The following is a 12,072-nucleotide window of genomic DNA, read 5'->3' on the forward strand; positions in this document are numbered from 1 at the left end:
TCCGTACGCGGCGGGTACGGGCTGTCCGTCCACGATATGGCGTGCGGCCCGCACCGGCAGGGCGGCCCCGTGCGCTCAGCCCTTGTCCAGGTACTCCTCCCGGTCCTTGTCCAGCAGCGCGGCCAGCACCGTCCGCAGCTCCGGCAGGTGCTCCAGCTCCGGATCGGCGGCGACGACCGCGACGGCCTCCTCGCGGGCGGCGGCGATGACCTCCTCGTCGTCGATGACGGTGAGCATCCGCAGCGAGGAGCGCACCCCGGACTGGGCCTGGCCGAGCACATCGCCCTCGCGGCGCTGCTCCAGGTCGATACGGGAGAGCTCGAAGCCGTCGAGCGTGGCGGCGACGGCGGAGAGGCGGGCGCGGGCGGGGCTCGCCTCGTGGGCCTCGCTGACCAGCAGGCAGAGCCCGGGCGCCGAGCCACGGCCGACGCGGCCGCGGAGCTGGTGGAGCTGGGAGACGCCGAACCGGTCGGCGTCCATGATCACCATGGCGGTGGCGTTGGGGACGTTGACGCCGACCTCGATGACAGTGGTGGCGACCAGGACGTCGACGTCACCGGCGGCGAACCGGCGCATGACGTCGTCCTTCTCGTCCGGGTGCATCCGCCCGTGCAGCACCTCGACGCTCAGCCCGGCCAGCGCGCCCTTGCGGAGCTCGTCGGCGGTCTCCAGAACGGCGAGCGGCGGCCGCTTCTCCGGCTCGTCCTCCGCGGCCTTCTTCTTGGCCTTGCCCTTCTTGCCCTCCTCCTCCGCGTCGTCGCCGATCCGGGGGCAGACCACGTACGCCTGGTGGCCGTTCTCCACCTCTTCGCGGACGCGCTCCCAGGCGCGGGCGAGGAAGTGCGGCTTGTCCTTGGCGGGGACGACATGGCTGGCGATCGGGGAGCGGCCGGCCGGGAGCTGGTCCAGGACGGAGGTCTCCAGGTCGCCGAAGACCGTCATCGCGACCGTGCGCGGGATGGGGGTGGCGGTCATGACGAGGAGGTGGGGCGGCTGTTTGCCCTTGGAGCGGAGGGCGTCGCGCTGTTCGACGCCGAAGCGGTGCTGTTCGTCGACGACGACCAGGCCCAGGTCGTGGAACTGGACCTTGTCCTCGATCAGCGCGTGGGTGCCGATGACGATTCCGGCCTCGCCGGTGACCAGGTCCAGCAGCGCCTGGCGGCGGGCGGCCATGCCCATGGAGCCGGTGAGCAGGACGACCTTGGTGCCCCGGTCCGAGCCGCCCAGCATGCCCCCCTCGGCCAGCTCGCCCATCATCTCGGTGATCGAGCGGTGGTGCTGCTGCGCGAGGACCTCGGTGGGCGCGAGCATCGCGGCCTGGCCGCCCGCGTCGACCACGGCGAGCATGGCGCGCAGGGCCACCATCGTCTTTCCGCTGCCCACCTCGCCCTGGAGGAGGCGGTGCATCGGGTGCTCGGTGGCCAGGTCGTCGAAGATCTCCTTGCTGACCTTCTCCTGGCCCTCGGTGAGGGTGAACGGCAGCTTGGCGTCGAACGCGTCCAGCAGGCCGTCGGCGACCGGGCGGCGGGCCACGGCGGGCAGCTGGGTGTCGGCGTACCGGCGGCGGGCCAGGGCGACCTGGAGGACGAACGCCTCGTCCCACTTGAGCCGGGCCTTGGCGTCCTCGATGTCCGCCTTCGTCTGCGGCCGGTGGACCTTCAGCAGGGCCTCGGGCAGCGGTGTGAAGCCGCGCCCCTCGCGCAGGGCGGCGGGCAGCGGGTCCACCGCGTCCCGCGCGCTCGGCAGCACGGCGTCCACGGCCTTGGCGATCCGCCAGGAGTCGAGCTGTTTGCAGGCCGGGTAGATCGGCAACAGCCGTCCGGCGAAGGCGTCCACGGCCTCGGTCGCCTCGTCGGCGTCGGAGGCGTCGAGCAGTTGGTACGTAGGGTGGGCCAGCTGCATCTTCCGGTTGAAGACGGAGACCTTGCCCGCGAACATCGCCTGGCGGCCCGGGAGCAGCTCCTTGTGCGGCTTGTGGACGCCGTGGCCGAAGAAGACCAGTTGGAGGCGGCCGCTGCCGTCGGTGAGGGTGACCTCCAGGCGCTTGCCCCGGCCGTTGTTGAACATCAGGATCCGGGCGTCGGCGACCTGGGCGACGACCGTGACGTGCTCGTCCAGCGGGAGGTCGGCCAGCGCGGTCAGCTTGCCGCGCTCCTCGTACCGCCGCGGGTAGTGGTGCAGCAGATCACCGACCGTGTGCAGGTCGAGGTGTTCGGCCATCACCTTCGCGGTGGCTCCGCCGAGCAGCTTTTTCAGAGGTTCATCGAACGAGGACACGCGGTCCATTGCACACCACGGCACTGACAACCGTCGGCCGGGCACGGCGGTAGGTCCGCTACTCGACGCCGATCAGCAGCGGTGCGCGCTGGTGGCCGCCCCGGTAGACCACGGTGTCGACGGCGAGGTGGCCCTCGCGTACGTACTCCTCCAGCGCGTCGGCCAACGCGTCCGGGACGTCCTCGCCGAGGACCAGGGTGACCAGTTCGCCACCGGCCGCCAGCATCCGGTCCAGCACCGTGCGGGCGGTGGCCGGGACGTCGGCGCCGATCACGGCCACGTCGCCGTCGATCAGGCCGAGGACGTCCCCGGCCTGGCAGACGCCCGCCATGGTCCACGACCGGTGCTCGGCGACGGCCAGTTCGGCGTAGCGGGTGGCGCCGGCGGCGGCGGTCATGGCGACCACGTCCTCGTCGAAGCCGCGGTCCGGTTCGTGGACGGCGAGGGCGGCGATGCCCTGGACGGCGGCGCGGGTCGGGACGAGCGCGACCCGGACCCCCTCGGTCCTGGCCTGTTCGGCGGCGGCGGCCGCGGTGTGGCGCAGGGCCGCGTCGTTGGGCAGCAGCACCACCTCGCGGGCGTGGGCGCGGCGGATGGCGTCGACGAGTTCCCCGCTGGCGGGGGGTTCGCCGGGGCGGGCGATCACGCTGGTGGCGCCGGCCTCGGTGCAGAGCCCGGCCAGGCCGTCGCCGGGGACCACGACGACCACCGCGCGCTGGGCCGGCTCGGCCTGGACGCGGACGTCGTGGCCGCTCTCGGTGGCGAAGTGGGTGATCCGGATCCGGTACGGCCGCCCGGCCTCGACGCCCGCCTCCACGGCCGCCCCGGCGTCGTCGACATGGACGTGCACGTGCCAGAGCCCGTCGCCGCCGACCACGACCAGGGAGTCGCCGAGCGCGTCGAGCCGGGTCCGCAGCCGGTCCACCTGCTCGTCGCGGGCCTCCAGGAGGTAGATCACCTCGAAGGCGGGCCCGCCGTCCGCGTCCTCGGGACAGTCGAGCGGCCTCTCCCCCGCAGGCAGGCCGTCCACCGGAACCCCCACCACCGACCCGCCGTCCACGGGCGCGGCCGCCTTCCCGGTCCCGGTACGAGGCCCTCGTACCGGAGCCTGCCCGGTCATCGCCTCCACCAGTGCGCCCAGGACTGCCACCAGTCCGCGGCCTCCGGCGTCCACGACCCCGGCCCGGCCGAGCACGGCGAGCTGCTCCGGGGTCCTCGCCAGCGCCGCGCGCGCCCCCTCGTACGCGGCGCTCACCACCGCGCGCACCTCCCGCTCCTCGCCCTGCGCGGCCTCGGCGGCGGCCGTGGCGACGGTCAGCACCGTCCCCTCCACCGGGTGGGCGACGGCCTGCCGGGCGACGGCGGCGGCCCGGGTCAGGGCGAGGCGCAGATGGGCCGCGTCACCGCCGTCGGCCAGCACTCCGGCCATCCCGCGCAGCAGCTGGGCCAGGATCGTGCCGGAGTTGCCGCGCGCGCCGATCAGGGCGCCGTGCGCCATGGCGTGTACGGCGTCGGCGGTGGCGGGCGCGGTGGTGCCGGTCTCATGGGCGGCGAAGACGGCTTCGACGGCCGCGGCGGCGGACTCGACGGTCAGATAGAGGTTGGTGCCGGTGTCCCCGTCGGCGATGGGATAGACGTTGATCGCGTCGATCTCCGCGCGCTCCCTGCCCAGGGCCTCCAGGGCCAGTGAGCACCAGGTGCGCACCGCGACGGCGTCCAGATCGTCGGGGAGCTGCGGCACCGATGGTCCTCCTTGAAGCGGCCGTGGCAACGGGCTGCACCGCAGGTTAGCCCGCCTGCCGGGGCCCGGGCAGGGACAGGGGGCGGGAGGGCGGTGGGCCAACCCGTGGTAGTTTCGTATCTCCGAAGCAGGCGTTGTATGCTGCTTCGGTTGCCCGATGAGAGTCGGGCCATTCCTCCGGTACCGCCACTTCATTCAATGATTCCGGCGCGCCGGAATTCACTGTAAGTGCATCTGAAGTCTTTGGAGTGACCCGTGGCTGCCAACTGCGACGTTTGCGGCAAGGGGCCGAGCTTCGGCAACAGCATTTCGCACTCGCACCGCCGTACGTCCCGTCGCTGGAACCCCAACATCCAGCGCGTGCGTGCCGTGGTCGGTCGGACGCCGAAGCGGCTCAACGTCTGCACCTCGTGCATCAAGGCCGGCAAGGTCGCGCGCTGACGTCTCCGTCGTAGCGCAGCCTTCCGGTTGCCCAAAAAGCCGGTCCACCTCGGTGGACCGGCTTTTTGCTGTGCTCTGCGAGCCGGTCACCCGGCTGAACGGGTCCGCCAGCCGTGGTCGACCGGGCCGATGCCGCCGCCGAGCGCGAATCCGGCCCGGATCGCGCCGGTGACGTACTCCTTCGCGCCCTCCACCGCCGTGGGCACGTCCTGGCCGAGCGCGAGCCCGGCGGCGATGGCGGAGGCGAGGGTGCAGCCGGTGCCGTGGGTGTGCCGGTTGTCGTGGCGGGGGGCGCGCAGCCAGTGTTCCGCGCTCCCGTCGGTGAGCAGGTCGACCGCCTCGCCGGGCAGGTGCCCGCCCTTGATCAGCGCCCACCTCGGTCCGAACGCGAGGATCTCTTCCGCGGCCCGGCGCATTCCGTCCTCGTCGGTGACCTGAACGCCGGTGAGCTGCGCCACTTCATCCAGGTTCGGGGTGGCCACCGTGGCGACGGGCAGCAGCTTCGTCCGTACGGAGTCGAGCGCCTCGGCGGCCAGCAGCGCGTCGCCGTGCTTGGAGACGCCGACCGGGTCCACGACGACCGGGGCGTCGGTCCCGGCGAGGAGTTCGGCGACGGTCTCCACGAGCGCGGCCGAGGCGAGCATTCCGGTCTTCACCGCCTGGACGCCGATGTCGTCGACGACGCTGCGGTACTGGGCGCGGACGGCGTCCACCGGCAGCTCCCACGCGCCTTGGACGCCGAGGGAGTTCTGCGCGGTGACGGCGGTGAGCACGCTCATGCCGTGGACGCCGAGGGCGAGCATGGTCTTCAGGTCGGCCTGGATCCCCGCACCGCCGCCGGAGTCGGATCCGGCGACGGTGAGGACGCGGGGCGGTGCAGCGGTACGTATGGGCATACGCAGCAATCTAGTACGCGCACGCGCGAGCCATAGGTTCACGCGTGAGCCCTGTGCTCTCCCGCGACGTCCTAGTAGGTGTCCTCGATCGCGCCGAAGTGGTCCCAGCCGCCCTTGCTGGTCCAGGGCGCCCCGTCCACGGTGACCTGGGGCAGGGCGGAGGGGTTCAGGACCTCGCCGATCACCTTCCAGCGGGCGGGGAGCTTCGCGTCGGGCGGGAAGGTCGCCACGATCGCGTGGTCCTCTCCTCCGGTCAGCACCCACTGGAGCGGGTCGACGCCGACGGCCTGGCCGATGTCGGACATCTGCGAGGGGATGTCGATGAGGCCGGAGCGCAGGTCGATCCGGACCTTGCTGGCCTCGGCGATGTGCCCAAGGTCCGCGACGAGGCCGTCGCTGACGTCGGTCATCGCGGTGGCGCCGAGTCCGGCGGCGGCGGGGCCCGCGTGATACGGCGGTTCGGGGCGGCGGTGGGCCTCGACGAAGGCGCGGGGCGAGCGGAAGCCTCGGGAGAGCACGGCGTACCCGGCGGCGGACCAGCCGAGCCAGCCGGTGACGGCGACGACATCGCCGGGGCGTGCGCCGGCGCGGGTGACCGGTTCGTGGTTGCGCAGGTCGCCGAGGGCGGTGATGGCGACGGTGATGGTGTCGCCGCCGACCACATCGCCGCCGACCACGGCCGCGCCCGCCACCTGGCACTCGTCCCGCAGCCCGTCCATCAGCTCGGCGGCCCAGGTGACCGGGAGGTCGGCGGGGACGACGAGGCCGAGGAGCAGCGCGGTGGGCACGGCGCCCATGGCGGCGATGTCGGCGAGGTTCTGCGCCGCCGCCTTGCGGCCGACGTCGTACGCCGTCGACCAGTCGCGGCGGAAGTGCCGCCCTTCCAGCAGGATGTCCGTACTGGCCACGACCCTGCGGTCGGGAGCGGCCACGACCGCGGCGTCGTCGCCGGGCCCCAGCCGTACCGCCGGAGTGGTGGTGAGCCGGGACGTGAGCTCTCTGATGAGCCCGAACTCCCCCAACTCGCCCACGGTTCCCTTCACCGAGTCTCACCTCTCATCTATCGCCCCGGACACCCGTCCGGGCCCCCGGTCGCGAGCCGTCACTGCTGTCGGTACCGTCGGGAGGACCGTCGGTACCGTCAAGGGATACGTCAACTTCCGCACTCCGCACGCCACGCTGTGGACGTCACACGGCCCATAGGTCTCCCCGTCACCCTCGGCGACGCGATAACGTGGCGTCCCTTTCCCCCACATGATCCTCGTGGCCGCCCTGGAGGTTCCGTGGTACAGGCGTACATCCTCATCCAGACCGAGGTGGGCAAGGCGTCGATCGTCGCCGAGACCATTTCCAAGATTCCGGGAGTCATCCAGGCAGAGGACGTCACCGGTCCGTACGACGTGATCGTGCGGGCCCAGTCCGACACGGTCGACGCGCTCGGCCGCATGGTGGTCGCCAAAGTGCAGCAGGTGGACGGCATCACGCGCACCCTGACCTGTCCGGTCGTCCACCTCTGACCCCCGTCCGGTGCCGCGCGCGGGACGCGCGGACTGTGACCGCGGTTCTCCCGCCCCCGCACCGTGCTCTCCGCGCGCTGACGGGGCGATCGTACTGCGCTGCGGCGCTCCCCCGTCCCCGAAGACGGATGCCCCATGGCCGAAGGCCGGGACGGCCACCGCCGTCCCGGCCTTCCGGGTCTCTCAGCGCAGTCCGGTGGAGCGGGTCAACGCGGCCTGGATCAGCCGGTCGACCAGTTCCGGGTAGCTCACGCCGCTCTCCTGCCACATGCGCGGGTACATGGAGATCGGGGTGAAGCCCGGCAGGGTGTTGATCTCGTTGATGACGAAGGTGCCGTCCTCGGTGAGGAAGAAGTCGGCGCGCACCAGCCCTTCGCAGGAGGTGGCGTCGAAGGCGGCGACGGCGAGCCGCTGGACCTCGGCGGTCTCCTCCGCGGTGAGCGGCGCGGGCACCAGACCGGCGGCGGAGTCGATGTACTTCGCCTCGAAGTCGTAGAACTCGTGCGCGGTGACCGGCGGGATCTCGGCGGGCACGCTGGCGCGCGGGCCGTCCTCGAACTCCAGCACGCCGCACTCGATCTCGCGGCCGCGCAGCAGCGACTCCACCAGGAACTTGGGGTCGTGGCGGCGGGCCTCCTCGATCGCCGCGTCGAGGCCGGAGAGGTCGTCGACCTTGGTGATGCCCATCGAGGAGCCGCCGCGCGCGGGCTTGATGAAGAGCGGCCAGCCGTGCTCACCGGCGAAGTCCACGATCCGCTTGCGTACGGCGGCGGGGTCGCGGTCCCACTCTCGGGGCCGGACGACCTCGTACGGTCCGACCGGGAGCCCGAAGGAGAGGAAGACGCGCTTCATGTACTCCTTGTCCTGGCCGACGGCGGAGGCGAGGACGCCCGCGCCGACGTACGGCACACCGGAGAGTTCGAGCAGCCCCTGGAGGGTGCCGTCCTCGCCGTACGGGCCGTGCAGGACGGGGAAGACGACGTCGACCTCGCCGAGCGCCTTGGGCACCGAGCCGGGCTCGGTGTAGACGACCTCGCGGCTGCTCGGGTCCACGGAGAGCACGACGCTTCCCTCGGTGGACTCGGTGAGCCGGTCCACGTCGGGGACCTTGCGGTCGGCGATGGCCATGCGTTCGGGATCGTCCGCGGTCAGCGCCCAGCGGCCGTCCGTCGTGATGCCGATCGGCAGGACGTCGTACTTCGTCCGGTCGATGGCCTTCATGACGGCGCCGGCCGTGACGACCGAGATGCCGTGTTCGGAGCTGCGGCCGCCGAACACGACAGCCACACGCGGCTTGCGGCGCTGCTGCTCAGGGCTCTCGGGGCGCTCAGGGCTCTGGGGGAGGTTCTCGCTGCTCATATCGCGATGAGCGTACCTGCTGGTAAGGGAGGAGTCAGCGCCGCTCGGCCTTGGCGCTCCGCGACATCAGCTCCTTGACGGCGACGACCGGTGACTTGCCCTCGTGGACGATGGAGACGACGGTCTCCGTGATGGGCATGTCGACGCCGTGGCGTCGGGCCAGGTCGAGGACCGATTCGCAGGACTTGACGCCTTCGGCGGTCTGCTTGGTGACGGCGATCGTCTCCTGGAGCGTCATGCCGCGGCCGAGGTTGGTGCCGAAGGTGTGGTTGCGGGAGAGCGGCGAGGAGCAGGTGGCCACCAGGTCGCCCAGGCCCGCGAGTCCGGAGAACGTCAGCGGGTCGGCACCCATGGCCACGCCCAGCCGGGTGGTCTCGGCGAGGCCCCGGGTGATGAGGGAGCCCTTGGTGTTGTCGCCGAGCCCCATGCCGTCCGCGATGCCGACGGCGAGGCCGATGACGTTCTTCACGGCACCGCCGAGCTCGCATCCGACGACGTCGGTGTTGGTGTACGGCCGGAAGTACGGGGTGTGGCAGGCGGCCTGGAGGCGCTGGGCGACGGACTCGTCGGCGCAGGCGACGACGGCGGCGGCGGGGCGGCGCTCGGCGATCTCCTTGGCGAGGTTGGGTCCGGAGACGACGGCGATGCGGTCGGCGGAGACCTTGGTGACGTCCGCGATCACCTCGCTCATCAGTTCGGCGGTGCCCAGCTCGACGCCCTTCATCAGGGAGACCAGGACGGTGTCGGGTTCCAGGTGCGGGGCCCAGGCGGCGAGGTTGGCGCGCAGTGTCTGGGAGGGCACGACGAGGAAGGCGAACTCGGCGCCGCGCAGGGCCTCGGCGGGGTCGGTGGTGGCGCGGATCGAGGCGGGGAGCTCGATGCCCGCCAGGTAGTCCGGGTTGGTGTGCGTGGTGTTGACGGTCTCGGCGACCTCGGCGCGGCGTCCCCAGAGGGTGACCTCGCAGCCCGCGTCGGCGAGGATCACGGCGAACGCCGTACCCCATGAGCCGGTTCCGAAGACGGCTGCTTTTACGGGGTGCGTCACGTGGATCCCTTTCCCTGCGCCCTGCGCCGTTGTTCAGCACGGGCTTTGCGGTGATCGTAGAGCTCGGCGGGGGCCTTCTCCCCGCGGACGTCCTCCAGCTGGCTGGTGATCGCGGCCATGATGACCTCGGTCGCCTGGCGCAGGACGTCGGGCGTCGGCTCGACATCGTAGAAACGGCTGAGGTCGACGGGCGGACCCGCCTGGACCGTCAGCGTCTTGCGGGGGAACAGCTGGAGCTTGTTCTCCTTGGCGTACGGCGGCATCGCGAGGTTCGCGCCCCACTGGGCGACCGGGATGACCGGGGCCCTGGTCATCAGCGCGACCCGGGCCGCGCCGGTCTTGCCGGCCATCGGCCACATGTCGGGGTCGCGGGTGAGGGTGCCTTCGGGGTAGAAGGCGACGCACTCGCCGCGCTCGATGGCGTCGACGGCGGCCCGGAAGGCGTCCAGCGCGTTGGTCGTCTCGCGGTAGACGGGGATCTGGCCGGTGCCGCGCAGCATCATCCCGACGAAGGGGGTGCGGAAGAGGCCGGCCTTGGCCAGGAGCCGGGGCACGCGTCCGGTGTTGTACTGGAAGTGCGCGTAGGAGAGCGGGTCCAGATAGGAGTTGTGATTGACGGCGGTGATGAATCCGCCGCCGGCCGGAATGTGTTCCATCCCCCGCCAGTCGCGCTTGAACAGAACCACCAATGGCGGCTTGGCGATAACCGCCGCCAGGCGGTACCAGAAGCCGATTCTGCGGCGGGACACTCGGACACCTTCCTCTAAGGACCTCATCGGAACTCTCGACCTGTTACCGGCTACCGACGGTCAAGTCTCGCCCCAGGCCCCTCCTCTGTCGAGAACACCGTACGCCTCACTCCCGGGCCCGGACCTCCGGGTTGTCGTACCGGCAGGCGAGAATAAGTCCTCATGGTCACGGAGGGGGAGATCGCCACGAACACCGATCCGGCGGGGTCCTGGTCCCTGGTCGTTCCGCTGAAGCCGCTCGCGCGGGCCAAGAGCCGCCTGGGGCGGGCCGCGGGCGAGCTCGCCCGGCCGCGCCTGGCGCTGGCCTTCGCCCAGGACACGGTGGCGGCGGCGCTCTCCTGTGACCGGGTGCGGGATGTGGTGGTCGTCACGGGCGATCAGGCGGCCGGCGCGGCCCTTTCGGCGCTCGGCGCGCGGATCGTGGCGGACCTTCCGGCTGCCGGGCTCAACGCCGCGCTGGCGTACGGGGCCCGTTCGGTGCGGGCCCTCACGCCCGCCGCCCCGGTGGCGGCCCTCAACGCGGATCTGCCGGCTCTGCGCGCCGGCGAATTGGCTCGCGTGCTCGATTTTGCCTCCACTTTTCCCAGGGCATTTCTCCGTGACGCGGCGGGAATCGGAACGACATTTCTGTCCTGCGCCGGGGACACGGAATTGCGCCCCGCTTTCGGCGGCCCCTCCGCCGCCCGGCACCTCGCTTCGGGCGCGGTGGAAATAACGCTGCCCGGCGTCGACTCGGTGCGCCGGGACGTGGATACGGGCGAGGACCTGGCGGTGGCCCTGGCCCTCGGGACGGGGCCGCACACGGAGCGGCTCGCTCTCGCGCCGGCCATGGGGCCTCGCGTTTGGGTCAGGCCGGATCAGGGAGCGGGCTCCGGTGCGTGCAGCTGCAAGGCGGAGGATTGAGGCAGCGCGGAGCGTCGGTGAGTGACGACAACGCCGCGGATGCGCGTGCCGGAGCCCGCGGGCCCGGCCCTGATTCAAACGCGAGGCCCTGACGCCGGACCGATAGGCTGCCGCCCATGCAGGCGACCTCGTACACGTACGACCCCGAGACCCGGACCGGCAGTGTGCTGCTGGACGACGGCACCCCGGTGGGGTTCGACGCCCCGGCCTTCGACGCGGGCGGCCTGCTGCTGCTGCGTCCGGGGCAGCGGGTGCGGATCGAGGGCGAGGGTCAGGGCGCCGCCCTGCGGATCACGCTGGTGACGCTGCAGACGTTCTAGACCGTACGGGGGTCGCGGACCGCGCGAGGGGCGAAACGGGTCCCGGACAGCCCGCGGGCCGGGCTCCCCCGGAGGGGAGCCCGGCCCGGCGCGTTTCCTCGAAGCGAGCGGTTGCCCGGTCTCACTTCTTGCGTGCGGTGGCCTTCTTGGCCGTGGTGGTGCGCGCCGTGGTCTTCTTCGCGGGCGCCTTCTTCGCCGTGGCCTTCTTGGCGGGCGCGGTCTTCTTGGCGGTCGCGGTGGCCTTCTTCGCCGTGGCCGCCTTCTTCGCGGCCGGCGTGGCCTTCTTCGCCGTGGCGGTGGCCTTCTTCGCCGTGGTCTTCTTGGCGGGCGCGGTCTTCTTGGCGGTCGCGGTGGCCTTCTTCGCCGTGGCCTTTTTGGCGGCCGACTTCTTGGCGGCGGCGGCCTTGACCGTCGTGCGGGCGGCGGAAGATCCGCCCGAGAGGCTGCCCTTGGGGGCCTTCTTCACGGCCACGTCGTTCTTGGGGAGCTTCTTGGAGCCGCTCACCAGGTCCTTGAACCCCTGACCCGCGCGGAAGCGGGGCACCGAGGTCTTCTTGACCCGGACGCGCTCACCCGTCTGCGGGTTGCGGGCATACCGGGCGGGGCGGTCGACCTTCTCGAACGAGCCGAAGCCGGTGACCGAGACACGGTCCCCGGCGACAACGGCACGGACGATCGCGTCGAGTACCGCGTCGACGGCGTCTGCGGCCTGCTGGCGGCCGCCGACCTTGTCGGCAATCGCTTCTACGAGCTGCGCCTTGTTCACGTCTTCCCCTTCGGAGACATTGCCGGAACGAAAGTGTTCAGGCTTTTTCGCACGTTAG

12 protein-coding genes are annotated in these 12,072 nt (G+C 71.8%); 4 read left to right on the forward strand and 8 right to left on the reverse strand.

Annotated elements, in window-relative coordinates; translation table 11 throughout:
- Window positions 1-75: 75 nt before the first annotated feature.
- Both recG and ACIRR8_RS04790 read right to left on the reverse strand, forming a co-directional pair.
- Window positions 76-2,286 carry an ATP-dependent DNA helicase RecG gene (gene recG, locus ACIRR8_RS04785; RefSeq protein ID WP_404058988.1) on the reverse strand — a complete coding sequence of 737 codons (2,211 nt, stop codon included), beginning with the start codon at window positions 2,284-2,286 and terminating at the stop codon, window positions 76-78.
- Between the two features lie 49 nt (window positions 2,287-2,335).
- A complete protein-coding gene (locus ACIRR8_RS04790) occupies window positions 2,336-4,018 on the reverse strand; it encodes a DAK2 domain-containing protein (RefSeq protein WP_404058990.1) in 1,683 nt (560 codons plus the stop codon).
- Between the two features lie 255 nt (window positions 4,019-4,273).
- Here ACIRR8_RS04790 and rpmB point away from each other — a divergent pair, with 255 nt between their 5' ends.
- Entirely contained in the window at window positions 4,274-4,459 is a 186-nt protein-coding gene (gene rpmB, locus ACIRR8_RS04795) for a 50S ribosomal protein L28 (protein WP_003965989.1), read from the forward strand.
- Between the two features lie 86 nt (window positions 4,460-4,545).
- Here the strand turns inward: rpmB and thiD are convergent, their stop codons facing one another.
- Window positions 4,546-5,355 (reverse strand): bifunctional hydroxymethylpyrimidine kinase/phosphomethylpyrimidine kinase, encoded by an 810-nt coding sequence (thiD, locus tag ACIRR8_RS04800; protein WP_404058993.1) that lies wholly within the window; start codon window positions 5,353-5,355, stop codon window positions 4,546-4,548.
- A gap of 71 nt (window positions 5,356-5,426) precedes the next feature.
- The gene (locus tag ACIRR8_RS04805; protein ID WP_093694863.1) at window positions 5,427-6,398 is read right to left on the reverse strand and encodes a thiamine-phosphate kinase; all 972 of its coding nucleotides are present in this window, start codon (window positions 6,396-6,398) and stop codon (window positions 5,427-5,429) included.
- 240 nt (window positions 6,399-6,638) lie between these two features.
- On the opposite strand from ACIRR8_RS04805, the gene ACIRR8_RS04810 reads away from it, so the two are divergent.
- Window positions 6,639-6,872 carry an Lrp/AsnC ligand binding domain-containing protein gene (locus ACIRR8_RS04810; RefSeq protein WP_018488685.1) on the forward strand — a complete coding sequence of 78 codons (234 nt, stop codon included), beginning with the start codon at window positions 6,639-6,641 and terminating at the stop codon, window positions 6,870-6,872.
- Between the two features lie 183 nt (window positions 6,873-7,055).
- On the opposite strand, the gene ACIRR8_RS04815 is transcribed toward ACIRR8_RS04810, so the two are convergent.
- From ACIRR8_RS04815 to ACIRR8_RS04825, 3 genes are read right to left on the reverse strand one after another with little or no spacing between them, the layout of a single operon-like run.
- Window positions 7,056-8,231, reverse strand: a complete 1,176-nt coding sequence (locus tag ACIRR8_RS04815; RefSeq protein WP_404058996.1) for a D-alanine--D-alanine ligase family protein — start codon at window positions 8,229-8,231, stop codon at window positions 7,056-7,058.
- A 34-nt stretch (window positions 8,232-8,265) separates the two neighbouring features.
- A complete protein-coding gene (locus ACIRR8_RS04820) occupies window positions 8,266-9,276 on the reverse strand; it encodes an NAD(P)H-dependent glycerol-3-phosphate dehydrogenase (RefSeq protein ID WP_404058999.1) in 1,011 nt (336 codons plus the stop codon).
- Window positions 9,273-10,025, reverse strand: coding sequence for a lysophospholipid acyltransferase family protein (locus tag ACIRR8_RS04825; RefSeq protein WP_404059001.1), 753 nt, complete (start codon window positions 10,023-10,025; stop codon window positions 9,273-9,275). The genes ACIRR8_RS04820 and ACIRR8_RS04825 overlap by 4 nt, the downstream gene beginning before the upstream one ends.
- A gap of 162 nt (window positions 10,026-10,187) precedes the next feature.
- Here ACIRR8_RS04825 and cofC point away from each other — a divergent pair, with 162 nt between their 5' ends.
- Both cofC and ACIRR8_RS04835 read left to right on the forward strand, forming a co-directional pair.
- A complete protein-coding gene (cofC, locus tag ACIRR8_RS04830; RefSeq protein ID WP_404059004.1) occupies window positions 10,188-10,928 on the forward strand; it encodes a 2-phospho-L-lactate guanylyltransferase in 741 nt (246 codons plus the stop codon).
- Window positions 10,929-11,044: 116 nt separating this feature from the next.
- Window positions 11,045-11,248: a hypothetical protein gene (locus ACIRR8_RS04835; protein WP_404059007.1), complete on the forward strand. Its 204-nt coding sequence runs from the start codon at window positions 11,045-11,047 to the stop codon at window positions 11,246-11,248.
- 121 nt (window positions 11,249-11,369) lie between these two features.
- Here ACIRR8_RS04835 and ACIRR8_RS04840 read toward each other — a convergent pair whose 3' ends face one another.
- Window positions 11,370-12,014, reverse strand: coding sequence for an HU family DNA-binding protein (locus tag ACIRR8_RS04840; RefSeq protein ID WP_404059009.1), 645 nt, complete (start codon window positions 12,012-12,014; stop codon window positions 11,370-11,372).
- Window positions 12,015-12,072: the final 58 nt, after the last annotated feature.

Origin of the sequence: Streptomyces sp. NPDC101178 (genome assembly GCF_044767965.1) — a bacterium.
Lineage (GTDB): Bacteria > Actinomycetota > Actinomycetes > Streptomycetales > Streptomycetaceae > Streptomyces.